Origin of the sequence: Pseudomonas sp. NFACC24-1 (assembly GCF_900115235.1) — a bacterium.
GTDB lineage: Bacteria > Pseudomonadota > Gammaproteobacteria > Pseudomonadales > Pseudomonadaceae > Aquipseudomonas > Aquipseudomonas fluorescens_AA.
Window position 1 is genome coordinate 1 of record NZ_FOVS01000006.1, and the last position, 23,433, is coordinate 23,433.

The window sequence follows — 23,433 nt, forward strand, 5'->3', positions numbered from 1 at the left end:
CTGATCGAAAAACGCGTAGCTGAAGGCGGTTCGGATCGGTTGATAGAAAACCGTGTGGCCGAAGGTGGCTCGGATCGACTGATGGAAAACAGAGTGGGCTGAACCATCCCTTCACCACTCCAACGCCGGTCGAATCAACCCATGTTGCTTCCAAAACAAAAAACGCCGCTTATCTCTCATGAGGAAGCGGCGTTTTTTTGCAACGTGTCATAGCCCTCTAAACGATGCTATCCACCACACCACCATCGACACGCAGCGCCGCCCCCGTAGTGGCCGAGGCCTGCTCCGAGCTGGCGTAGATGATCATGTTGGCAACTTCCTCGACGCGTGCCGCGCGCTGGATGATCGAGGTGCTGCGGTGCTCGTTGACGAAATCCGCCGCGACCTTTTCCAGGCTTTCTCCACTGCGCTCGACGTCTGCCTGGAGCATCTGGGCAACCCCTTCGGAAAGCGTCGGCCCAGGCAGCACCGAGTTCACCGTCACGCCCGTGCCGGCGAGGCGCTTGGCCAAGCCGCGAGCGATGGACAGTTGGGCGGTCTTGGTGAAGCCGTAGTGGATCATGTCGGCAGGAATGTTCACGCCCGATTCCGACGAAACAAACACAATCCGCCCCCAACCGCGCTCGACCATGCCTTGCGCGTAGGCCCTGGAAACACGCACGCCTGACATCACGTTGGTTTCGAAGAACCGCTGCCATTCGCTGTCCGGCGTTTCGAAGAAATCCTCCTGTTTGAAAATGCCCAGGTTGTTGATGACGATATCGAAGCTGGGGTGCTTGGCGATCAGTGCCTGGCAGCCTGATTCATTGCTCAGGTCGCCAACGAAACCGACGGCATTTGAAGCAAGGGCACCCAGGCGCTGCAATGCGTCGTCCACGCTGCTCTGGCTGCGACCGTTGATGACTACATGAGCGCCGGCTTCGAGAAAACCTTTGGCTGTGGCAAAACCGATACCGCTGGTGGACCCAGTGACCAGGACCTGACGTCCGGTGAAAACGATGTTCATGAGGGGACTCCTTGATTAATGAACCAGAGGAAGTGCGATATTCCTGACTGGACGGTAGTCCGACGGATTTAGAGATGGCTTTGCCATCCCAACGTCGCCGATATCGCAGGCCCTTAATCATGGACACGATTGAGGCTTTGCGCCTCCTCGTGGTCAAACAACCATCAGGAAGCCGACCACACCGCCAGCTCATAGCTGATCATGGGGAAGGGCCGCTGCGCAGCCCGGCGGGAGCAAGCTCCCTCGCCACACGGTTCGGTAGACACGGCTTTCAGGCCTGCGCGCTGAATCGCTGCGCAGCACGCCGTTCAAGCATCGCGGCTTCCGTCTCTCGCGTCGCCCGTTCACCTTTGTACGCCAGCTGGTTGAAAAACAGCCCGTCCGAAAATTCCTGGGGCGGCACCGAGCCGGCGCGCTTGAGCATCGGCGCCAGGTCGATGGTACTGGCGAAGTTTTCCTTGGTCAGGTTGTAGAGACCCAGATAGCTGCCGGACCATGGCGAGTCGGCGTCGACCATGTCGATGGAGGCGTCGCGGAACGCAACGGCTGCGGCTTTCAGATCGGTGGATTCGTTGAGCAGATCCGTCAGCCGCTGGGCGTCCGAGCTGCTGAGCTGGCCAGCCGAGTTGAGCACTTTCAGCTTGCCGTCGGCCTCGACGGTGAAGCCGTATTTCTTGCTGGCCAAATCCGGGTGGGTCGCTGACAACGTTGACTGGAATGTCTCGAAGGAGGTGGTCAGCGTGCTTTTCGCTCCCGCGGTGATCGCGGCATATCGCGGAAAATCTGGCGATTGGGGTCGACCGATCCAGGTGACGGTAAACACCGGTGTTCCCACCGTGGTTTGAGTCTCCTCACTGGGGTGGTAGATGGCTGCTGGGCCGCCGTTTGCCAGTTCCTTTACGGAGCCTGCTGGAGGATTGGTGACCAACTTCTGCTCGGAACGGGTGAGGTTGGTGTTGGCTGGAGGGATAGAGGCAGTGCTAAGGGAGAGTTCCATTTCATCGGTCCATGATTGGCGGATACATCGGGTTATCGACAGCCGGGGACCGAGCTTTAGGAGGGGAGATGGCGTGGGGTGAAGTCCGTTAGTTATGTGGCGGCTGTTAGGGCGCTATCGCGAGCAAGCCCGCTCCCACAGGGGGAGCGGTGTGCGGCAGGTCAGTACCACCGCGCCTCGCCCGGCGGGCGCTTCTTGAAGCGTTTCATGCTCCACATGTACTGGCTCGGGTAAGCCCGCACGTAGCGCTCCACCACTTGGCTCATGGCCGCGCAGGCGGTTTCGGTGTCGGTGCTGTACATGGCCTCTGGCGCGGCTTCGAGGATGACTTTGTAGCCGGAGCCGTCCGGCAGGCGCAGGGCGTGAAGGAAGACGCCGACCGCCTTGCCGCCGGCGAGCATGTTCGGCACGAACTTGCTGGTCAGGGCCTGGGTGGCGAAGAAGGGCACGAAGATGCCGGCGGATTCGGCCGGTTCCGGGTCGGCGGGGATGCCCACCTGGCCGCCCTTGCGCACTTCCTTGATGACGCTGAGGATGCCTTCCTTGGTGGATGCGGCGACTTTGTTGCCCAGCTGTACGCGCTGCTTTTGCAGCAATTCATCCACTGCCTTGAGCTTGGGCGGGCGGTAGAAAATGATCGGTTTGCACTGGCTGCAATAGAAGTGGTTGAGCACTTCCCAGTTGCCCAGGTGGCTGGTGATACCCACCACGCCTTTGCCGGAGGCCAGGGCTTCTTTCAGCACGTCCAGGCCTTGGACTTCGCGCACCAGGTCGATGGAGCGCTGGGCCGGCCAGATCCAGGCGCAGGCGCTTTCGGTCAGGGATTTGCCGATGTCCTTGAGGCTCTGGCCCACCAGCCGCTCGCGCTCGGCCGGGTCCATCTCGGGAAAGCACTTGGCGAGGTTGATCCGCACCACGTCGCGGGAACGGTTGGGGAATTTCCACATGAGCCAGCCAATCGCCGAGCCCACCGCCTGCACCGCTCGCCAGGGCAGCAGCGCAAACAACCGCAGAGCGCCGACCAGCAAGGCGCCTTTCAACTTATCCACAGGTCACTCCTGAATGTATGGGCCGTGTTGCGAGCCGGCTATTCTAACCGCCGTTTACCAACTCGGCGTAGCGGTCGCAGTCTTGGGTGTGATCCATGACCATGCCCGAGGCCTGCATCAAGGCGTAGCAAATGGTCGGCCCGACGAAAGTGAACCCGGCTTTTTTCAGGCCTTTGCTCATCGCCAGTGCCTCGGGCGTGATGGCCGGCACTTCGCTGCGATCCTTGAAATGGTTGATGATGGGTTTGCCGCCCACGAACGACCAGAGGAACGCCACCGGGTCTTCCAGCGCCAGCCAGGCCTGGGCATTGCGACGGGCGGCCTTGAGCTTGAGGCGGTTGCGGATGATGCCCGGGTCGAGCATCAGCTCATCGATTTCCGCGTCGCTCATCTGCGCCACGCGCTGCACATCGAAGCCGTACAACACTTCCCGGTAACGCTCGCGTTTGCGCAAAACGGTGATCCAGGACAGCCCCGCCTGGAACCCTTCGAGCAAAAGCAACTCGAACAAACCCTGCGCATCGCGCAGCGGCGTGCCCCACTCCTGATCGTGATAAGCCATGTACAACGGATCGTCAGAACACCAAAAGCAGCGTGGCATAAGGCTCCAGGGGGCGTGCGCACGAACGAATCGGGTATACTCCCGCTCTTTAAATCGCAGCCCAAGAAACAGGTGAATTTCGTGAGCCAGCCTACGCCAGCCGTGCGTACCTTCCAAGACTTGATCCTCGCCCTCCAGCAATACTGGGCCGAGCAAGGTTGCGTGGTACTTCAGCCCTACGATATGGAAGTAGGCGCCGGCACTTTCCACACAGCCACGTTTCTGCGTGCCATCGGCCCGGAAACCTGGAACGCCGCTTATGTGCAGCCCAGCCGCCGCCCGACTGACGGCCGCTACGGCGAAAACCCGAACCGCCTGCAGCACTACTACCAGTTCCAGGTGGTCCTGAAGCCGAACCCGGAAAACTTCCAGGAACTGTACCTGGGCTCCCTCAAGCACGTGGGCCTCGACCCACTGGTGCACGACATTCGCTTCGTCGAAGACAACTGGGAGTCGCCAACCCTGGGCGCCTGGGGCCTGGGCTGGGAAGTCTGGCTCAATGGCATGGAAGTGACCCAGTTCACCTACTTCCAGCAGGCGGGCGGCATCGAGTGCTACCCGGTCACCGGCGAAATCACCTACGGCCTCGAACGCCTGGCCATGTACCTGCAGGGTGTGGATTCGGTCTACGACCTGGTGTGGGCCGACGGCCCGTTCGGCAAAGTGACCTATGGCGACGTGTTCCACCAGAACGAAGTGGAGCAGTCGACCTACAACTTCGAACACGCCAACGTCGAGAAGCTGTTCGAGCTGTTCGATTTCTACGAGAGCGAAGCCAAGCGCCTGATCGAACTGGATCAACCGCTGCCGTTGCCGAGCTATGAAATGGTGTTGAAGGCGTCCCATACCTTCAACCTGCTGGACGCACGCCGGGCGATTTCCGTGACCGCGCGCCAGCAATACATCCTGCGTGTACGCACCCTGGCGCGTTCCGTTGCGCAAGCCTACCTGCTGGCCCGTGCCAAGCTGGGCTTCCCGATGGCGACCCCGGACCTGCGTGATGAAGTGTTGGCTAAGCTGGAGGCTGCACAATGAGTGCTCAAGATTTTCTGGTTGAACTGGGCACCGAAGAACTGCCACCCAAAGCCCTGAATACCCTGGCCGATGCGTTCCTGGCCGGTATCGACAAAGGCCTGCAAGCCGCTGGCCTGAGCTACGAAGCCAAACAGGTGTACGCCGCGCCGCGCCGCCTGGCCGTGCTGATCACCGCCCTGGCGACCCAGCAGCCGGACCGCAGCATCAACCTCGACGGCCCGCCACGCCAGGCCGCGTTCGATGCCGACGGCAACCCGACCCAGGCCGCCCTGGGCTTCGCCAAGAAGTGCGGCGTGGACCTGAGCGAAATCGACCAGAGCGGCCCGAAGCTGCGCTACAGCCAGAGCATCAAGGGCAAGCCGACCGCCAGCCTGTTGCCGACCATCGTCGAAGACTCCCTCAATGACTTGCCGATCCCCAAGCGCATGCGCTGGGCCGCGCGCAAGGAAGAATTCGTACGTCCAACCCAGTGGCTGGTGATGTTACTCGGTGACCAGGTCATCGATTGCACGATCCTGGCCCAGAAAGCCGGTCGCGACTCCCGCGGTCACCGCTTCCATCATCCACAGAGCGTGCGCATCACCTCGCCGGCCAACTACCTGGCCGACCTGCGTGCCGCCTACGTACTGGCCGACGCCAACGAGCGGCGCGAGCTGATCAGCAAGCGCACCGAAGAGCTGGCCACCCTGCAGGAAGGCACCGCCATCGTGCCGGCCAACCTGCTGGACGAAGTGACCGCGCTGGTGGAATGGCCAGTGCCGCTGGTGTGCTCGTTCGAGGAACGTTTCCTTGAAGTGCCGCAGGAAGCGCTGATCACCACCATGCAGGACAACCAGAAGTACTTCTGCCTGCTGGACGCCGAAGGCAAGTTGCTGCCGCGCTTTATCACGGTTGCCAACATCCAAAGCACGGACCCGCAACAGATCATCGCCGGTAACGAAAAAGTCGTTCGCCCGCGCCTGACCGATGCCGAGTTCTTCTTCAAGCAAGACAAGAAACAGCCCCTGGAAAGCTTCAACGAGCGCCTGCGCAACGTGGTGTTCCAGGAAAAACTCGGCAGCGTCTACGACAAGGCCGAGCGCGTTTCGAAACTGGCGGCATTCATCGCCCCACGCATCGGCGGCGACGCCCAGCGCGCGGCCCGTGCCGGCATCCTGTCCAAGTGCGACCTGTCCACCGAGATGGTCGGTGAGTTCCCGGAGATGCAAGGCGTCGCCGGTTACTACTACGCCCTCAACGATGGCGAGCCGCAGGACGTGGCGCTGGCCCTGAACGAACAGTACATGCCCCGCGGTGCCGGCGCTGAACTGCCAACCACCCTGACCGGTGCGGCCGTGGCGATCGCCGACAAGCTCGACACCCTGGTCGGCATCTTCGGCATTGGCATGCTGCCCACCGGCAGCAAAGACCCGTATGCCTTGCGTCGTGCGGCCCTGGGTGTGTTGCGGATCCTGATCGACAAGCAACTGGACCTGGACCTGAACGACGCCGTGGCATTCGCCGTCAACGCGTTCGGCAGCAAGGTCAAGGCTGCCGGCCTGGCCGATGCGGTGCTGGAATTCATCTTCGACCGCCTGCGTGCGCGTTATGAAGATGAAGGCGTCGACGTCGCCACCTACCTGTCGGTGCGAGCCCTGAAACCGGGTTCGGCCCTGGACTTCGACCAGCGCGTACAAGCGGTGCAAGCCTTCCGCAAACTACCGGAAGCCGCCGCACTGGCCGCGGTGAACAAGCGGGTATCGAACCTGTTGGGCAAGGCCGAAGGCAACATCGCGGCCACCGTCGAAGCCAAGTATTTCGACAACGCCAACGAGTTTTCCCTGTACTCGGCGATCCAGCAGGCGGACCAGGCGGTCCAGCCAATGGCGGCGGCGCGTCAGTACAGCGAAACCCTGGCGCGCCTGGCGGCACTGCGCGAACCGGTGGATGCGTTTTTCGAGGCGGTGATGGTCAACGCCGAAGATGCCAAAGTACGGGCCAACCGTTACGCGCTGCTGGCGCGTCTGCGTGGGCTGTTCCTCGGCGTCGCCGATATTTCGTTGCTGGGGTAACGCTTGAAACTGCTGATTCTCGATCGGGACGGGGTGATCAATCACGACTCCGACGCTTACATCAAATCGGTGGAGGAGTGGTTGCCGCTGCCCGGTTCGATCGAAGCCATCGCGCAGTTGAGCAAGGCCGGCTGGACGGTGGCGGTCGCCACCAACCAGTCGGGCATTGCCCGCGGTTATTATGACCTCACCGTCCTGGACGCCATGCATGAGCGCCTGCGCGCCCTGGTGGCGGAGCAGGGCGGGGAAGTCGGCTTGATCGTCTATTGCCCGCATGGGCCGGACGACGGCTGCGATTGCCGCAAGCCCAAGCCGGGCATGTTGAAAACCATTGCCGCGCATTACGATGTGGCCTTGGCAGGTGTGTGGTTCGTCGGTGACAGTCTCGGTGACCTGGAGGCGGCCAAGGCCGTCGATTGTCAGCCAGTTTTGGTAAAGACCGGGAAAGGCGAGAAGACTCTGGGCAAGACCCTGCCGGTGGGCACCTTGATTTTTGACGACCTGGCGGCGATTGCCGCTGAACTTATCCACAATTAGAGCTCCCAACACATCCTGATCAAGGACTGTTCGGGAAGCGCTTGAACAGGCGGGCATTGCCCGCAACGGTAAACGCCGCTATGTCGATATTGCAGGCCATCAGAAGCTTTCTCTTTTACCTGCTGCTGGGCACCAGCTCCTTGCTGTGGTGCACCCTGAGTTTTTTTATCGCGCCCTTCCTGCCGTTCAGGGCGCGCTACCGTTTCATCAACGTGTACTGGTGCCGCTGCGCACTGTGGCTGAGCAAGGTGTTCCTGGGCATTCGCTATGAAGTGAAAGGCGCCGAGAACGTGCCGGACCGGCCCTGCGTGATCCAGTCCAACCACCAGAGCACCTGGGAGACGTTCTTTCTCTCGGCCTATTTCGAGCCGTTGAGCCAGGTCCTCAAGCGTGAGCTGCTGTTCGTACCGTTCTTTGGCTGGGCCATGGCCATGCTGCGCCCGATTGCCATCGATCGCGACAATCCCAAAGTGGCGCTCAAGCAAGTGGCGAAAAAGGGCGACGAACTGCTCAAGGACAATACCTGGGTGCTGATCTTCCCCGAAGGCACTCGTGTTCCTTACGGGACGATTGGCAAGTTCTCCCGCAGCGGTTCCGCATTGGCGGTGAACGCGAACCTGCCGGTGCTGCCGATTGCACACAATGCCGGCAAATTCTGGCCCAAGGCAGGTTGGATAAGAACACCAGGCGTCATCACCGTGGTGATCGGCGCACCGATGTATGCCGAAGGCACTGGGCCCCGCGCCATCGCCGAGCTCAATGACCGCGTACAAGCCTGGAATGAACAGGCTCAACGGGAAATGGGCTCGCTTCCTCCAGGCCCTGTTGCGGAAGTTTCCACGGAACAAGCTGCTGTTTGAGATCTGTGGATAACCTGTGTACCGTTTTTTCGAAATCCGTTGATTTTATGTGGTAAGCCTATGTTTTTAATACATATTTCCTAAACACATAAAACCCACGTTCAGGTGCATAAGTTTTTATAGCAGCAAAAAATCGTAGCCTTCGGGGATTGGATACGTCCTGTAGGAGCTGCCGAAGGCTGCGATCTGTTCAATCTTCCAATAACGGGAAGCGCAGGCTGAACGTCGTGCCTTTACCCACCACGCTACGACACTCGATTTTCCCCTCGTGATGGTCGACCACGGCCTTGACCATCGATAATCCCAGGCCAATTCCATCGACCCCTTGGGCCGAGGAAAACCGCCGGTACTGACTGAACAGGTCCGGCAGTTCTTCGGCGCTGATGCCCTTGCCTTGGTCGGCGACATTGCAGATCAACCAACCCGAGATGCAATGAACCTGCAGGGAAATGCAGGCATCGGGCGGACTGTACTTGATGGCATTTTCCAGCAGATTGAACAGGGCACGGGTCAATAACGATTGATCCGCCCGCACCATCGCGTCTTCATCCTCTATTTCGTGAACCAACCGAATACGCTTTGCCTGGGCAATGGGCAGCGCCTGATCGAGCACGTCCAACACCAGCATGGCGAACAGCGTTGGCTGGAATTGATAGGCCTCGGATTCGGCCTTGGCCAGTTGTACGAAGCCCTCGGTCAGGTCCAAGGCGCGCCGTACCTGGCGCTCGATCTGGTCGAACAGCGGATGATCGCCACCCACCTGATGCCGCTGCACATCGAGCAGCGCAAGGATTGCCGAGTGAGGGGCGCGCAAGTCATGGGAGAGGAACCGCAACATGACACTGCGCTGTTCTTCCGCCTCACGTTCGGCGCTCAGGTCCGTGAGGCTCAGCAACCAGCCAATCGGCGCATCGCCATCCACCGGCAACAGCGCAGCCCGTTCCAGGCGCAAGCTGCGCTCGCGCATGTCGCGAAACTCCACCAAGGGCAATGTGGATAAACGGTGATGCGTCCCGTGTTCCAGCCCCGGATAACCCAATTGCCCAAGATGCTCCAGCACATCGCCGCCCGCCAAGCCATGGCCGAACAGCTCGCGCGCCTTTCGATTACCCAGCAGCAACTTGCCTTGGGGATCGCTGATCATGGTTGCCACCGGCAAGTATTCCAAGCCGTCGGCAATGAAGCGCCGGGTGTCGCGGGTTCGGCTCATAGCTTGTTCCAGGGCCATGATCTGGCCCTGTAAACGGTCACTACCGGTATAGGAGGCGCGGCGACGCTCCGGGAAGACCTTGGGCTCGGCGTCCAGGCGTGCCAGCTCCCAACCGAAATAGGCCAACACCACGCTAAGCCGTCGCCAATTCCAGATCAGGTAGCCGAACATGATCCCCAGCACACTCGCCATGGGCGACCACCACCACCCCCGCGCGCCGAGCATGGCACTGATCAACAGGGCCAGGCTCATGCCACCCACCGTTGTCCACAGGGCCAGGCGTGGGCGCAACAGCAGCAAGCCCAACACACAACCCACCAGGCACACCGACAGCAATGCGGCGCCTGAATGGCCTGTGGATTGGCTGCTCAATGACAGCAAGGCCGTCATCGGCAACAGCAGCAGACTTATCCACAACCACTCCCGCACCAACTGTCGAAACAACCGCTGAACCTGGGTGGGTTCACGACTTTCACGGCGACGCTGGTTACTCATAGGCCTCCTGGCCGAACTCAAGGACGGTGGATATCTTCACTGGCCTGCCTCAGTCGACAGGCTTGAAAGCCCACGACTATAACGGACTCGATAGGTGGTGCGCTGCTGCCTTTCCCTCTGTGTCGCGAGCCGGTATTGTCGCAGCCAGCGACAGGTCAATGAATCAGCCACTGGCTGCCTTTCATTGCCACCTGAAGATGTCCGTTACTCTCGAGATCAAGGAATCGCATTCCATGCGTGTCGCCATACTGGACGATGAACCGGCCGAGTTGCGCCGGGTAGAACAGACGCTGCAACAAATCCCCGGCAGAGGCGAGCAAGCCTGGATCCTGCACAGTTTTGAACGAGGGGAAGCCTTGTTGCGACAACTGCGGCGGGAAACCTTCGACTTGTTGATCCTCGACTGGCAACTGCCAGACATCAGCGGGCTTTCATTGCTGCGCTGGACCCGCGAGCACATGGATTCGCCACCGGCCGCCATCATGCTGACCAGCCGCGACGGTGAGCACGACATCGTCCAGGCCCTCAACGCCGGCGCCGACGACTACGTGAGCAAACCCTTCAGGCCTAACGAGCTCAAGGCCCGGGTCACGGCCGTGCTGCGCCGTCACAACCTGCAACGCGCGCCCGCCAGCGACATACTGGTGTTCAACGACCTGGCGTTCGACGACGCCGAACTGACCATCACCCGCGCCGGCATTCCCATCAGCCTGACCGAACGGGAATACCGCCTGGCCCGATGCCTGTTCGCCAACCTGGGCCGGCCGCTGTCCCGGGAATATTTCTATGAACGCTTCTGGACCCACGAGGAAATGACCTCGTCGCGGCCACTCGACACCCATATCTATCGCCTGCGCAACAAGCTCGGGCTGACGGCGGATCGCGGTTGGCAGTTGCTGACGATCTACGGGTATGGGTATCGGTTGGAGAGTGTGGCGGCGGGGAGTGAGGCGTCTGTCGCGAGCTAGATATTGGATGCATCCGTGGCGAGGGGATTTATCCCCGCTGGGCTGCGCAGCAGCCCCCCAACCAGGCACCTCAGTGTGCCTGGAAGATTGAATTCACTGCTTTAGGGCTGCTGCGCAGCCCAACGGGGATAAATCCCCTCGCCACACAATGGATATCACCCGATCGTCGGTACCAGGCTTCCTGTTTTTGCGATCCGACGACGCTGGATCAGCACACCGGAGATCACCACCAAGACACTCAGCAGACCCGTCGCGAGGATCTCCACGCGATGGGCTTCCTGGAACAGCATGATGGTCAAGGCTCCGACGATGAAGACAATCACCGCGTAGGTCAGGCCGGGAAACAGCCACATGCTGAAAGCGATTTTTTCCCCGCGAGCCATGCGTTGTTTGCGCATACGCAATTGCGAAACCGCAATGACCAGGTACACCAGCAACGCAATGGCGCCAGAGCTGGCCAGCAGGAACTCGAAGACCGCCGCCGGCGCCACGTAGTTGGCGAACACCGCCAAAAAGGCCGCGCCGGTCGACAGCATCACTGCCCAGTGAGGCGTGCCGCTCTTGTTGGTGCGCTGGGAAACGGCCGGTGCATCACCGCGCTTGCCCAACGAGAACATCATGCGCGAAGCCGTGTACAGCGCCGAGTTCAGGCAACTGGTGACCGCCACCAGGACCACGATATCGACGATCAGCTTGGCATTGGGGATGCCCATGCGCTCCAGCACCGTCTGGTAGGAGCCAACACTGGCCAGAAGCGGGTCGTTCCAGGGCACCAGGGCGACGACGATGAAAATGGAAACGAGATAGAACAAGCCAATCCGCCAGATCACCGAGTTGGTCGCCTTGGAAATCTGCTGGCCAGGATTCTTCGATTCGGCCGCCGCGATGGTCACGATCTCGGTGCCCATGAACGAAAACATAGTGGTCAGGATCGCCCCCAACACCGCGCCCATGCCATTGGGCAGGAAGCCCTGGGTGTCGAACAGGTGCGAAACACCGCTGACCTGGCTGGTTGGCAGAACACCGAATATCGCCATCACACCGAGCCCGATGAAGCCGATGATCGCCACCACCTTGACCAGGGCGAACCAGAATTCGAACTCTCCGTAATTCTTCACACTGAACAGGTTGGTGACCGTCAGCAGCAGGGTGATGACCAATGTGAAGACCCAGATCGCCACATTCGGGAACCAGGCATGCAGGATCGTTGCGGCAGCGTTGGCCTCCAGCGGAATCACCAGGACCCAGAACCACCAGTAGAGCCAGCCGATGGTGAACCCCGCCCAATGACCAATCGCCCGGTCCGCATACGTCGAGAAGGAACCCGTGTCCGGCGACGCCACCGCCATTTCCCCCAGCATCCGCATCACCAGCACCACCAAGGCACCTGCGGCAGCGTAGGCAAACAACACGGCCGGACCAGCTGCTGCTATCGCATGGCCGGAGCCGACGAACAGACCGGCGCCAATCACACCGGCGATGGAAAGCATCGTCACATGACGGGGCTTGAGCCCTTGGGCCAGATTATCGGAAGTTTGCGTACCGCTCATTGAGACTACCCTTGGCATTTGGATTTATTCGTACCATCTCGACACATCGCTTCTGTAAATTTAAAAAAACGGTGTGTAAGTTATTAAACACGCAAGTTTTGCGCCAGGAAATCCAAGCCCCCGGTATCCGGGGTCTTCACCCGATTCTAACCCATTGAGAATGAAGGCTTTATGCCAGGGTGTTACCCAGTTACACCCTTTTTTGACCAATGGGTCTTAGAAGGAATGGGTATTTTCGGTGTAAAAAAAAAGCCAACGCATGTGCGTTGGCTTTTTGTCGGAGCGGGGTTTGCAGAAGGATCAGAAATCCAGATTGGACACTGCCAACGCATTGCTCTCGATGAAGTCACGGCGAGGCTCGACCGCATCACCCATCAGGGTGTTGAAGATCTGGTCCGCGCCAATGGCGTCTTCGATGGTGACTTTCAGCATCCGGCGCGAGCTTGGGTCCATGGTGGTTTCCCACAGCTGATCCGGGTTCATTTCACCCAGACCTTTGTATCGCTGGATGGTGTGGCGCTTGGTGCTTTCCGCCATCAGCCATTCAAGGGCTTCCTTGAACTCGGTCACGGCTTTCTTGCGTTCACCCCGTTGGATGTACGCACCTTCGTCCAGCAGCGTGCTCAGTTGCGCGCCAAGGGATACGACGGTCTTGTAGTCGTTGCTGCCGAAGAAGTCGCGGTTGAAGGTGACGTAGTTCGACAGGCCGTGGGAGATCAGTTCGACCTCCGGCAGCCAGACGTTACGCTCACGGTCTTCGCGCAGGCTGGCTTTGTAGACCAGGCCGGATTTTTCCACGGTGCGCAGGCGTACTTCATACTGGGCCAGCCAATCCTGCATCGCTGCGTGATCGGACAGTTGCTCCAGACTCACGGCTGGCAGGTAGATGAAGTGCTCGGTCAGTTCCTGTGGGTACAGGCGCGACAGGCGCTTGAGGGTCTTCATTACCAGGCGGAAGTCGTTGACCAGGCGCTCGAGGGCTTCACCGGAAATACCCGGGGCATCTTCGTTCAGGTGCAGGCTCGCGTCTTCCAGGGCCGACTGCGTCATGTACTCTTCCATGGCGTCGTCGTCTTTGATGTATTGCTCTTGCTTGCCTTTCTTGACCTTGTACAGCGGCGGCTGGGCGATGTAGATGTAGCCGCGCTCAATCAGCTCCGGCAACTGGCGGAAGAAGAACGTCAGCAACAAGGTGCGGATGTGCGAACCGTCGACGTCAGCATCGGTCATGATGATGATGTTGTGATAGCGCAACTTGTCGATGTTGTACTCTTCGCGGCCAATGCCGCAGCCCAGCGCGGTGATCAAGGTGCCGACTTCCTGGGAGGAAATCATCTTGTCGAAGCGCGCCTTCTCGACGTTGAGGATCTTGCCCTTGAGTGGCAGGATGGCCTGGGTGCGACGGTTGCGGCCCTGCTTGGCGGAACCGCCAGCAGAGTCACCTTCCACCAGGTACAGCTCGGACAGGGCAGGGTCCTTTTCCTGGCAGTCGGCCAGTTTGCCCGGCAGGCCGGCGATGTCCAGGGCGCCTTTGCGGCGAGTCATCTCACGGGCCTTGCGCGCGGCTTCACGGGCACGGGCGGCGTCGATCATCTTGCCGACCACCAGCTTGGCTTCGTTCGGGTTCTCCAGCAGGAAGTCGGAGAAATACTTGCCCATTTCCTGTTCGACCGCGGTCTTCACTTCGGAAGACACCAGCTTGTCTTTAGTCTGGGAGCTGAACTTCGGATCCGGCACCTTCACCGAAATGATCGCCGTCAGGCCTTCGCGGGCATCGTCACCGGTGGTGGCGACTTTATGCTTCTTCGCCAAGCCTTCCTGTTCGATGTAGTTGTTCAGGTTGCGGGTCAGCGCCGAACGGAAGCCCACCAGGTGGGTACCGCCGTCGCGCTGTGGAATGTTATTGGTGAAGCACAACAGGTTCTCGTTGAAGCTGTCGTTCCACTGCAGGGCGATTTCCACGCCGATGCCGTCTTCACGCTGGATGTTGAAGTGGAACACCTGGTTGACCGCGGTCTTGTTGGTGTTCAGGTACTCAACGAACGCCCGCAGGCCACCTTCGTACTTGAACAACTCTTCCTTGCCACTGCGCTCGTCCTTGAGGACGATGCCGACACCGGAGTTGAGGAAGGACAGTTCGCGAATCCGCTTGGCCAGGATATCCCAGCTGAAGTGGATGTTCTTGAAGGTTTCGCTCGACGCCTTGAAGTGAATCTGGGTGCCGGTGGATTCGCTGTCGCCAACGATCGCCATCGGTGCCTGAGGCACGCCATGGACGTAGGTCTGTTCCCAGATCTTGCCACTGCGACGTACCGTGAGCACAAGCTGTTCGGACAGCGCGTTCACCACCGATACACCTACGCCGTGCAGACCGCCGGAGACCTTGTAGGAGTTATCGTCGAACTTACCGCCAGCGTGGAGGACGGTCATGATGACCTCGGCGGCGGAAACGCCTTCCTCTTTGTGCACGTCTACCGGGATGCCACGGCCGTTATCGCGAACGGTGATGGACTCATCCGGATGGATGATGATGCTGATGTCGTCGCAATGGCCGGCGAGGGCTTCGTCGATGGAGTTGTCGACCACCTCGAACACCATGTGGTGCAGACCGCTGCCATCGTCGGTGTCACCAATGTACATACCGGGACGTTTGCGTACGGCATCCAGGCCTTTCAGCACTTTAATGCTCGTTGAGTCGTACGTATTTTCTTCGCTCAATGCCTTCACTCCCGATGGTCGTGGGTCTGGGTGATACGGCCCTGTTCCACGTGGAACAGGGCGACTGGCGTTTCCGTCTGCCAGCCTTCCCTCAATAATTCGTGGTCTACACAGGTGATGAACACCTGGCAGCGTAAGTCTTCCAGCAAGCGGCACAACGCGCGGCGGTGGGCTTCGTCCAGCTCGGACGGCAAGTCATCCACCAGATAAATACACTGACCGCGCCGGGCCTGGCTGACCAGATGCCCCTGGGCGATACGCAAGGCACACACCACTAGCTTCTGCTGCCCCCGGGACAAGATGTCCGCGGCGTTATGTGCACCCAATCTGAGGCGCAAGTCAGCGCGTTGTGGTCCAGCCTGGGTATGGCCCATCTGCTGGTCCCGCTGCAGCGAGCCAGCCAGCACGGTGCTCAGTTCCCGGTCCTTGTCCCAGCCTCGGTAATAGCTGAGCGTCAGGCCCTCAAGCTCAACCAGTTCGCTCAAGGTCTGCTCGAAGACCGGTTTCAAGGCTTTGATGTAAGCGCGGCGGTATTCATCGATTTCAGCGCTGGCCTGGCACAGTTCCCTGTCCCAAACCGCTTGCGAAACGGCGTCAAGTGTACCATGTCGCAGCCAAGAGTTTCTCTGGCGCAGCGCCTTCTGCAAGCGCTGCCAAGTGCTCATGAAGCGCGGTTCCACGTGGAACACGCCCCAGTCGAGAAATTGCCGGCGAATCTTCGGCGCGCCTTCCAAAAGGCGGAAACTGTCCGGGTTGATCAGCTGCAATGGCAGGATCTCGGCCAGTTGCGCCGCACTGCGAGCGTTTTGCCCATCGATGCGGATCTGGAATTCCCCTTGCCGGTCCCGCGAGATCCCCAAGGCGCTATGGCCACCTTCCGCCAGTTCCACCTGCCCGAACACCGTGCACGCCAGTTGATCGTACTGGATGACCGGTAACAGCCGGGTGCTGCGGAACGAACGGGCAAGGCCGAGCAGGTGCACGGCTTCCAGGACGCTGGTTTTGCCGCTGCCGTTGGCGCCGTAAAGGATATTGATGCGGGGGGAGGGGGAGAAGGTCACCGGGTGCAGATTGCGCACCGCGGTGACCGAGACGCGACTTAAGGACATCTAGCTTCTGCTGGGCATGATTACAGACGCATCGGCATGACAACGTAGGCCGAATCGTCGTTGTCGGACTCTTGCACCAGCGCACTGCTGTTGGAGTCAGACAGGATCAGACGCACTTGCTCGGTGGTCATCACGCCCAGCACGTCGAGCAGGTAACTGACGTTGAAGCCGATTTCCAGGGAGCCGCCGTTGTACTCAACGCCTACTTCTTCTTCCGCTTCTTCCTGCTCCGGGTTATTCGCCTGGATCTTCAACTGCCCGTTGGCCAGTTGCAGACGAATGCCTCGGTACTTCTCGTTGGACAGGATCGCGGTACGGCTGAAGGCTTCGCGCAGGGCCTGGCGATCGCCCAGGACCAGCTTGTCACCGCCTTTTGGCAGCACGCGCTCGTAATCTGGGAACTTGCCGTCCACCAGCTTCGACGTGAAGGTGAACTCACCGGTGGTAGCGCGGATATGGTGTTGGCCCAACACGATGCTGACGTTGCCGTCGGGCTCGGTCAGCAGGCGGGCCAGCTCCAGGATACCTTTACGCGGCACGATCACCTGGTGGCGATCCGGCTGACCGATATCGGCCTGCATCGAGCACATCGCCAGGCGGTGACCGTCGGTGGCGACGGCGCGGATAACGCCGGCCGACACTTCCAGGAGCATGCCGTTGAGGTAATAACGCACGTCCTGCTGGGCCATGGCGAAACTGGTGCGCTCGATCAGGCGACGCAATTTGCTCTGGTCCAGGCTGCAGGTCAGCGAACCCGGGCCTTCTTCGACGGTCGGGAAATCGTTGGCGGGCAGTGTGGACAAGGTAAAGCGGCTGCGACCGGCCTTGACCACGAGCTTCTGCTCATCGACCTTGATGTCGATCAGCGCGTCGTTGGGCAGGCTCTTGCAGATGTCCATCAGCTTGCGCGCCGGCACGGTGATGGAACCCGGATCGGCCGGTTCCTCAAGTTGCACACGACCGACCAGCTCGACTTCCAGGTCGGTACCGGTCAGCGACAATTGCTGGCCTTCGACAACCAGCAGCACGTTGGAAAGTACCGGCAAGGTCTGGCGGCGTTCGACGACGCCTGCGACCAGTTGCAGGGGTTTCAACAGGGCTTCGCGTTGAATGGTGAAATGCATGGTCTAGTCCCTTGCCTTAATAAGCTGCGCTGGTGGTCATCAAGTGGTCAGTGTACGCAGCAGGTTCTTGTAGTCCTCGCGGATGTCCGCGTCGGATTCCTTAAGTTCGTTGATCTTGCGGCACGCGTGCAACACGGTGGTGTGATCGCGTCCGCCAAACACATCGCCGATTTCCGGCAGGCTGTGGTTGGTCAGTTCCTTGGACAAGGCCATGGCCACCTGGCGTGGACGTGCCACCGAACGGGAACGGCGTTTGGACAGCAGGTCGGATATCTTGATTTTGTAGTATTCAGCAACCGTTCGCTGAATGTTATCCACAGAAACCAATTTGTCCTGGAGCGCCAACAGGTCCTTCAAGGATTCGCGAATCAATTCGATGGTGATATCGCGGCCCATGAAGTGCGAATGGGCGATGACCCGCTTGAGGGCACCTTCGAGTTCACGCACGTTCGAGCGGATACGCTGGGCGATGAAGAATGCCGCGTCGTGAGGCAGTTCCACCTTGGCCTGGTCGGCCTTCTTCATCAGGATCGCAACCCGGGTCTCCAGCTCCGGCGGCTCGACGGCCACCGTCAGGCCCCAGCCGAAACGCGACTTGAGGCGTTCCTCGAGGCCTTCGATCTCTTTCGGGTAGCGGTCACTGGTGAGAATGACCTGCTGCCCGCCCTCAAGCAATGCGTTGAAGGTGTGGAAAAACTCTTCCTGGGAACGTTCCTTGCGGGCGAAGAACTGAATGTCGTCGATCAGCAAGGCGTCCACCGAACGGTAGAAGCGCTTGAATTCGTTGATGGCGTTCAGTTGCAGCGCCTTGACCATGTCGGCCACGAAACGCTCGGAATGCAGGTACACGACCTTGGCATTCGGGTTCTTCTTTAATAGATGGTTGCCCACCGCGTGCATCAAGTGGGTCTTACCCAAGCCGACACCGCCATAAAGGAAGAGCGGGTTGTAACCATGCTTTGGGTTGTCCGCGACCTGCCAGGCTGCCGCGCGGGCCAGTTGGTTGGATTTACCTTCGACGAAATTCTCGAAGGTAAAGGTCCGATTCAGGTAGCTGGTGTGCTTGAGCGCGCCTTCGACCTGGACGGTGCGCTGTTCGGCCCGCACCGGAGCCAGCTGGGAGCTGGCACCGGCCATGGGGTCGAAGCTGTCCCGGGAAGGCTCTTCGCTGACTTCGGCGACTTTTTGCGTGTTGCGTTTGCTCGGGGCAGGCGCGGGTGCCGGGGCGGCATGGTTGTTCACAGGCGCAGGGGCAGGGGCAGCAGCCTGCTGAGCCTGTGACGCTGCGGCGGCCAGCGGCGCATTGGGCGCGGCGCGGGGGGCCGAACTGCGTTTGCTGCCTATTAATAAGGACAACGCAGGCGCCATGCCATTGCCATGCTCGTCAAGCAGTTCCATGACCCGGCCCAGGTACTTTTCGTTGACCCAGTCGAGAACGAAACGGTTCGGTGCATAGACACGCAACTCGTCGCCTTCGGCTTCGACCTGTAGTGGACGGATCCAAGTGTTGAATTGTTGGGCAGGCAGCTCATCGCGCAAAAGCTCCACGCATTGCTGCCAAAGTTCCACTGACACGGATATCCCCTAAGTTGAAAGCCGGTGAGGCAAAAACAAGCGGCCATTGTAGCGAGCAGACGTGCACTTATCCACACGCAGGTTGCTCATCGCCCATGATTTATCAATGCGTTAACCGAGAGAAAGACGACCGACGGTCGGTGGATAAGCTCTGTGGATAACCGAGCCTGAGGTCGTTGCACAAGTGGGGGCGAAACTCGGTGGATAACCGCCCTGTGGATAACCAGCCATTCCACCCACAGCTTATCCGACAGCGCAGCACAGGCTGGCCACTGCTTTCCCGTGTAGTTGTCATTCTCTGTACATGGCTGATTACAAGGCCTTGGCGTGGTTATCCACAGACAGGTGGCGACCTTGCTTTTATAAGCTTTACAGAAAGCTTTAAATAATTCCCTTCTTTATTTCTATATCTAGCGCTGTGTGATGAATCCGCCGAAAGCGGCCGGATATCTATTTAAAGGAAACGCTGGTTGGAAATTGACCTAGAGGCTTGCTTTCTCTAGAATCCCCGGTCTCTTAAAACGGGGGCCATTCCGGCCCGTTGTGGACGAACCAGGTAACACGACATGAAACGTACTTTCCAACCAAGCACTATCAAACGCGCTCGTACCCACGGTTTCCGTGCTCGCATGGCTACCAAGAACGGTCGTGCCGTCCTGTCGCGTCGTCGCGCCAAAGGTCGTGCGCGTCTGGCAGTTTGATAATCCGGCACTGGAGGTGAGTCAGGACTTCAGTCGGGAAAAGCGTCTGCTTACACCCCGGCATTTCAAGGCAGTCTTTGACTCCCCTACCGGCAAGGTTCCGGGGAAAAATCTCCTGCTCCTTGCGCGCAGCAACGATCTCGATCACCCCCGACTAGGGCTGGTTATCGGGAAAAAGAGCGTCAAGCTCTCCGTTCAGCGCAATCGCCTCAAACGTCTGATGCGCGAATCGTTTCGCCTGAACCAGGATTCACTGGTTGGATGGGACATTGTTATCGTCGCGCGCAAAGGTTTGGGTGACGTAGAAAACCCCGAATTGATTCAGCATTTCGGCAAGCTCTGGAAACGTCTGGCACGCAACAAGCCAGTACCAGCGGTCAACACCGAAACTGTAGGGGTAGACAGTCCCGATGCGTAAACTGGCACTCGTTCCGATCCAGTTTTATCGCTATGCCATTAGTCCTTTGATGGCCAGTCACTGTCGTTTCTACCCCAGTTGTTCCTGCTACGCGTACGAAGCCATAGAAAATCATGGTCTCCTGCGCGGTGGCTGGCTGACCTTTCGTCGTTTAGGTCGCTGTCATCCGTGGAATCCCGGCGGTTATGACCCGGTTCCGCCTATCCCTACCTCCCGTTCTTCTTCGATGGCCGAGTAATCATGGATATCAAACGCACGATCCTGATCGTCGCCCTGGCAATCGTGTCCTACGTCATGGTCCTTAAATGGAACCAGGACTATGGCCAGGCTGCCCTGCCGACTCAGAATGTTGCAGCCAGCAATACCGCACCGAGCCTGCCGGATGCTCCCGTTGGCAACAATGCTGCCAGCAATGACGACATCCCACGCGCGGCAAGCGATACCAGCGCGCCTGCCGAAGCCCCTGTGGCCGCAAGCAAAGATCTCATCCAGGTCAAGACGGACGTGCTCGAGCTGGCAATCGATCCACAAGGTGGTGACGTCGCCCAGCTGAAGCTGCCGCTGTACCCGCGTCGCCAGGATCATCCGGAAATCCCGTTCCAGTTGTTCGACAACGGTAACGAGCGCACCTATCTGGCCCAAAGTGGCCTGATTGGTAGCAACGGCCCGGATTCGAACCCGGCCGGTCGCCCGGTCTACTCTGCCGAGAAGAAGACTTATCAACTGGCTGACGGTCAGGACCAATTGGTCGTGGACCTGAAGTTCAGCAAGGACGGTGTCAACTACATCAAGCGTTTCACCCTGAAACGTGGCCTGTATGACGTCACCGTCTCTTACCTGATCGACAACCAGAGCGCCCAGCCTTGGTCCGGTGCGATGTTCGCGCAACTCAAGCGTGACGCCAGCGACGATCCTTCCTCCAGCACCGCCACCGGCACCGCGACTTACCTGGGCGCCGCCCTGTGGACAAGTTCGGAGCCGTACAAGAAAGTGTCCATGAAGGACATGGACAAAGGTCAGCTCAAGGAAACCGTACAAGGTGGCTGGGTTGCCTGGCTGCAGCACTATTTTGTAACAGCCTGGATCCCGCAGAAGGGCGACAGCAACGTTGTCCAGACGCGTAAAGACAGCAAGGGCAACTTCATCATCGGTTACACCGGCCCGACATTGACTGCCGCGCCAGGTGCGAAAGCCGAAACCAGCGCCATTCTGTATGCCGGTCCAAAAAGCCAGGCGGTGCTGAAAGAGTTGTCCCCAGGCCTGGAACTGACCGTGGACTACGGTTTCCTGTGGTTCATTGCCCAGCCGATCTTCTGGCTGCTGCAACATATCCACAGCATCGTCGGTAATTGGGGCTGGTCGATCATTTTCCTGACCATGCTGATCAAGGGGATTTTCTTCCCATTGTCGGCCGCCAGCTATAAATCCATGGCACGCATGCGTGCAGTGGCGCCGAAACTGGCCGCCCTGAAAGAACAGCATGGCGATGACCGGCAGAAAATGTCCCAGGCCATGATGGAGTTGTACAAGAAAGAGAAGATCAACCCGCTGGGTGGATGCTTGCCGATTCTTGTGCAGATGCCAGTGTTCCTGTCGCTGTACTGGGTGTTGCTGGAAAGCGTGGAGATGCGTCAGGCACCGTTCATGCTGTGGATTACCGACCTGTCGATCAAGGATCCGTTCTTCATCCTGCCGATCATCATGGGCGCGACCATGTTCATCCAGCAGCAGCTGAACCCGACACCTCCGGACCCGATGCAGGCGAAGGTCATGAAAATGATGCCAATCATCTTCACCTTCTTCTTCCTGTGGTTCCCGGCGGGTCTTGTGCTGTACTGGGTTGTGAACAACGTGTTGTCCATCACTCAGCAGTGGTACATCACGCGTAAGATCGAAGCGGCGACTAAAAAAGCCGAGGCGTAACTTGCTCTGTGGATAACCACACAAAACGCCCCCTAGTGGGGCGTTTTGCTATCTGCCACTTTTGTCTGGATACCGGTTTATGAGCGCACCGCGTGAAACCATCGCTGCCGTTGCCACCGCCCAAGGTCGCGGTGGCGTCGGCATCGTCCGTATTTCGGGGCCCTTGGCCAGTGCCGCGGCCAAGGCTATCAGCGGTCGTGAACTCAAGCCGCGGTTCGCCCATTACGGCCCGTTTTTCAGTGATGACCAGCAGGTGCTCGACGAAGGGCTGGCCTTGTATTTCCCGGGGCCAAACTCGTTCACCGGCGAAGACGTACTGGAACTGCAGGGACATGGCGGCCCCATCGTGCTGGACATGCTGCTCAAGCGCTGCCTGGAATTGGGTTGTCGACTGGCCCGGCCAGGGGAATTCAGCGAGCGGGCGTTCCTGAATGACAAACTCGACCTGGCCCAGGCTGAAGCGATCGCCGATTTGATCGAAGCCAGTTCTGCACAGGCTGCGCGCAACGCGTTACGTTCCCTGCAGGGAGCGTTTTCCCAGCGTGTGCATAACCTCACCGAGCAATTGATCGGCCTACGGATCTACGTCGAGGCCGCGATCGACTTCCCGGAAGAGGAAATCGACTTCCTCGCCGATGGCCACGTGCTGAGCATGCTCGATAAAGTGCGCGATGAGTTATCCACAGTACTGCGCGAAGCCGGGCAGGGTGCCTTGTTGCGCGATGGGATGACCGTGGTGATCGCTGGCCGACCGAATGCCGGCAAATCCAGCCTGTTGAATGCCCTGGCCGGCCGCGAGGCGGCGATCGTCACCGAGATCGCCGGCACCACCCGGGACATCCTTCGTGAACATATCCACATCGACGGCATGCCGCTGCACGTGGTGGATACGGCCGGTTTGCGCGACACCGAGGACCAGGTGGAAAAAATCGGCGTTCAACGTGCACTCAAGGCCATTGGTGAAGCCGACCGGGTATTGCTGGTGGTGGATGCCACCGCACCAGAAGCAGACGACCCCTTTGCCTTGTGGCCGGAGTTCCTCGAGGTCCGCCCGGATCCGGCGAAAGTCACCCTGATTCGCAACAAGGCCGACCTGACTGAGGAGCCGATTGCCCTGCAAGTCAGCGCTGACGGACACGTGACCATCAGCCTGAGCGCGAAGTCGGCAGGCGAAGGCCTGGAAATGCTGCGCGAGCACCTCAAGGCCTGCATGGGCTACGAGCAGACCTCGGAAAGCAGCTTCAGCGCCCGCCGGCGGCACCTTGAAGCGTTGCGCCATGCCAGTGCCGCCCTGGAACACGGTCGCGCGCAGCTGACCTTGGCGGGGGCTGGTGAGTTGTTGGCCGAAGACCTGCGCCAAGCGCAACAGTCCCTTGGGGAAATTACCGGCGCCTTCAGTTCCGATGACTTGCTGGGGCGGATCTTTTCCAGCTTTTGCATCGGTAAATAGCCCCTCCTTTGCAACCGGGTTTGTCCTCGACAATCTGACGAGCGCAACGCAAACCC

At 59.6% G+C, this 23,433-nt stretch carries 20 protein-coding genes; 10 read left to right on the top strand and 10 right to left on the bottom strand.

What is annotated here, in order from left to right:
- Window positions 1-217: 217 nt before the first annotated feature.
- The 4 genes from BM317_RS07705 to BM317_RS07720 form a co-directional block, all read right to left on the bottom strand.
- On the bottom strand, window positions 218-1,006 hold the full coding sequence (locus BM317_RS07705) for an SDR family NAD(P)-dependent oxidoreductase (protein WP_092473803.1): 789 nt from the start codon (window positions 1,004-1,006) through the stop codon (window positions 218-220).
- A gap of 271 nt (window positions 1,007-1,277) precedes the next feature.
- Window positions 1,278-2,003 (bottom strand): hypothetical protein, encoded by a 726-nt coding sequence (locus BM317_RS07710; protein ID WP_092167928.1) that lies wholly within the window; start codon window positions 2,001-2,003, stop codon window positions 1,278-1,280.
- Window positions 2,004-2,164: 161 nt separating this feature from the next.
- Complete coding sequence (locus BM317_RS07715) at window positions 2,165-3,052, bottom strand: lysophospholipid acyltransferase (RefSeq protein WP_092167931.1); 888 nt, start codon at window positions 3,050-3,052, stop codon at window positions 2,165-2,167.
- Between the two features lie 43 nt (window positions 3,053-3,095).
- Complete coding sequence (locus BM317_RS07720) at window positions 3,096-3,653, bottom strand: DNA-3-methyladenine glycosylase I (RefSeq protein ID WP_060739899.1); 558 nt, start codon at window positions 3,651-3,653, stop codon at window positions 3,096-3,098.
- Window positions 3,654-3,734: 81 nt separating this feature from the next.
- Here BM317_RS07720 and glyQ point away from each other — a divergent pair, with 81 nt between their 5' ends.
- The 4 genes from glyQ to BM317_RS07740 all read left to right on the top strand — a co-directional run bounded on the left by glyQ (window position 3,735) and on the right by BM317_RS07740 (window position 8,136).
- The gene (gene glyQ / locus BM317_RS07725; RefSeq protein WP_003177094.1) at window positions 3,735-4,688 is read left to right on the top strand and encodes a glycine--tRNA ligase subunit alpha; all 954 of its coding nucleotides are present in this window, start codon (window positions 3,735-3,737) and stop codon (window positions 4,686-4,688) included.
- Complete coding sequence (gene glyS / locus BM317_RS07730) at window positions 4,685-6,739, top strand: glycine--tRNA ligase subunit beta (protein WP_092473805.1); 2,055 nt, start codon at window positions 4,685-4,687, stop codon at window positions 6,737-6,739. Before glyQ ends, glyS begins: the two co-directional genes overlap by 4 nt.
- Window positions 6,740-6,742: 3 nt before the next feature.
- Window positions 6,743-7,276 carry a D-glycero-beta-D-manno-heptose 1,7-bisphosphate 7-phosphatase gene (gene gmhB, locus BM317_RS07735; RefSeq protein ID WP_060739901.1) on the top strand — a complete coding sequence of 178 codons (534 nt, stop codon included), beginning with the start codon at window positions 6,743-6,745 and terminating at the stop codon, window positions 7,274-7,276.
- 80 nt (window positions 7,277-7,356) lie between these two features.
- Entirely contained in the window at window positions 7,357-8,136 is a 780-nt protein-coding gene (locus BM317_RS07740; RefSeq protein WP_092167935.1) for a lysophospholipid acyltransferase family protein, read from the top strand.
- A 190-nt stretch (window positions 8,137-8,326) separates the two neighbouring features.
- Here the strand turns inward: BM317_RS07740 and BM317_RS07745 are convergent, their stop codons facing one another.
- Window positions 8,327-9,841, bottom strand: coding sequence for a sensor histidine kinase (locus BM317_RS07745; protein WP_092473807.1), 1,515 nt, complete (start codon window positions 9,839-9,841; stop codon window positions 8,327-8,329).
- A gap of 233 nt (window positions 9,842-10,074) precedes the next feature.
- On the opposite strand from BM317_RS07745, the gene BM317_RS07750 reads away from it, so the two are divergent.
- Window positions 10,075-10,809, top strand: coding sequence for a response regulator transcription factor (locus BM317_RS07750; protein WP_092167944.1), 735 nt, complete (start codon window positions 10,075-10,077; stop codon window positions 10,807-10,809).
- Window positions 10,810-10,964: 155 nt separating this feature from the next.
- Here the strand turns inward: BM317_RS07750 and gabP are convergent, their stop codons facing one another.
- From gabP to dnaA, 5 genes are all read right to left on the bottom strand, one after another.
- A complete protein-coding gene (gene gabP, locus BM317_RS07755) occupies window positions 10,965-12,359 on the bottom strand; it encodes a GABA permease (protein WP_092167949.1) in 1,395 nt (464 codons plus the stop codon).
- A gap of 300 nt (window positions 12,360-12,659) precedes the next feature.
- Window positions 12,660-15,077 carry a DNA topoisomerase (ATP-hydrolyzing) subunit B gene (gyrB, locus tag BM317_RS07760; RefSeq protein ID WP_060739906.1) on the bottom strand — a complete coding sequence of 806 codons (2,418 nt, stop codon included), beginning with the start codon at window positions 15,075-15,077 and terminating at the stop codon, window positions 12,660-12,662.
- Between the two features lie 5 nt (window positions 15,078-15,082).
- A complete protein-coding gene (gene recF / locus BM317_RS07765; RefSeq protein WP_092167953.1) occupies window positions 15,083-16,186 on the bottom strand; it encodes a DNA replication/repair protein RecF in 1,104 nt (367 codons plus the stop codon).
- A 20-nt stretch (window positions 16,187-16,206) separates the two neighbouring features.
- Window positions 16,207-17,310, bottom strand: coding sequence for a DNA polymerase III subunit beta (gene dnaN, locus BM317_RS07770; RefSeq protein ID WP_003196145.1), 1,104 nt, complete (start codon window positions 17,308-17,310; stop codon window positions 16,207-16,209).
- Between the two features lie 39 nt (window positions 17,311-17,349).
- Window positions 17,350-18,885 carry a chromosomal replication initiator protein DnaA gene (gene dnaA, locus BM317_RS07775; protein WP_092473809.1) on the bottom strand — a complete coding sequence of 512 codons (1,536 nt, stop codon included), beginning with the start codon at window positions 18,883-18,885 and terminating at the stop codon, window positions 17,350-17,352.
- A gap of 566 nt (window positions 18,886-19,451) precedes the next feature.
- On the opposite strand from dnaA, the gene rpmH reads away from it, so the two are divergent.
- The 5 genes from rpmH (at window position 19,452) to mnmE (ending at window position 23,377) form a co-directional block, all read left to right on the top strand.
- Window positions 19,452-19,586 carry a 50S ribosomal protein L34 gene (gene rpmH, locus BM317_RS07780; RefSeq protein WP_003213577.1) on the top strand — a complete coding sequence of 45 codons (135 nt, stop codon included), beginning with the start codon at window positions 19,452-19,454 and terminating at the stop codon, window positions 19,584-19,586.
- A 16-nt stretch (window positions 19,587-19,602) separates the two neighbouring features.
- Window positions 19,603-20,004: a ribonuclease P protein component gene (gene rnpA, locus BM317_RS07785; RefSeq protein ID WP_003207107.1), complete on the top strand. Its 402-nt coding sequence runs from the start codon at window positions 19,603-19,605 to the stop codon at window positions 20,002-20,004.
- Window positions 19,997-20,242 (top strand): membrane protein insertion efficiency factor YidD, encoded by a 246-nt coding sequence (gene yidD / locus BM317_RS07790; RefSeq protein WP_010465488.1) that lies wholly within the window; start codon window positions 19,997-19,999, stop codon window positions 20,240-20,242. The genes rnpA and yidD overlap by 8 nt, the downstream gene beginning before the upstream one ends.
- A gap of 2 nt (window positions 20,243-20,244) precedes the next feature.
- On the top strand, window positions 20,245-21,927 hold the full coding sequence (gene yidC, locus BM317_RS07795; RefSeq protein WP_092167961.1) for a membrane protein insertase YidC: 1,683 nt from the start codon (window positions 20,245-20,247) through the stop codon (window positions 21,925-21,927).
- 79 nt (window positions 21,928-22,006) lie between these two features.
- Entirely contained in the window at window positions 22,007-23,377 is a 1,371-nt protein-coding gene (gene mnmE / locus BM317_RS07800) for a tRNA uridine-5-carboxymethylaminomethyl(34) synthesis GTPase MnmE (protein ID WP_092473811.1), read from the top strand.
- Window positions 23,378-23,433: the final 56 nt, after the last annotated feature.

Coding starts and splice junctions, on each gene's coding strand:
- rpmH (WP_003213577.1), top strand. CDS start 19,452: ATGAAACGTACTTTCCAACCAAGCACTATCAAACGCGCTCGTACCCAC.
- recF (WP_092167953.1), bottom strand. CDS start 16,186: ATGTCCTTAAGTCGCGTCTCGGTCACCGCGGTGCGCAATCTGCACCCG.
- dnaN (WP_003196145.1), bottom strand. CDS start 17,310: ATGCATTTCACCATTCAACGCGAAGCCCTGTTGAAACCCCTGCAACTG.
- BM317_RS07750 (WP_092167944.1), top strand. CDS start 10,075: ATGCGTGTCGCCATACTGGACGATGAACCGGCCGAGTTGCGCCGGGTA.
- BM317_RS07720 (WP_060739899.1), bottom strand. CDS start 3,653: ATGCCACGCTGCTTTTGGTGTTCTGACGATCCGTTGTACATGGCTTAT.
- yidC (WP_092167961.1), top strand. CDS start 20,245: ATGGATATCAAACGCACGATCCTGATCGTCGCCCTGGCAATCGTGTCC.
- BM317_RS07710 (WP_092167928.1), bottom strand. CDS start 2,003: ATGGAACTCTCCCTTAGCACTGCCTCTATCCCTCCAGCCAACACCAAC.
- BM317_RS07740 (WP_092167935.1), top strand. CDS start 7,357: ATGTCGATATTGCAGGCCATCAGAAGCTTTCTCTTTTACCTGCTGCTG.
- BM317_RS07745 (WP_092473807.1), bottom strand. CDS start 9,841: ATGAGTAACCAGCGTCGCCGTGAAAGTCGTGAACCCACCCAGGTTCAG.
- mnmE (WP_092473811.1), top strand. CDS start 22,007: ATGAGCGCACCGCGTGAAACCATCGCTGCCGTTGCCACCGCCCAAGGT.
- gabP (WP_092167949.1), bottom strand. CDS start 12,359: ATGAGCGGTACGCAAACTTCCGATAATCTGGCCCAAGGGCTCAAGCCC.
- yidD (WP_010465488.1), top strand. CDS start 19,997: ATGCGTAAACTGGCACTCGTTCCGATCCAGTTTTATCGCTATGCCATT.
- glyS (WP_092473805.1), top strand. CDS start 4,685: ATGAGTGCTCAAGATTTTCTGGTTGAACTGGGCACCGAAGAACTGCCA.
- BM317_RS07705 (WP_092473803.1), bottom strand. CDS start 1,006: ATGAACATCGTTTTCACCGGACGTCAGGTCCTGGTCACTGGGTCCACC.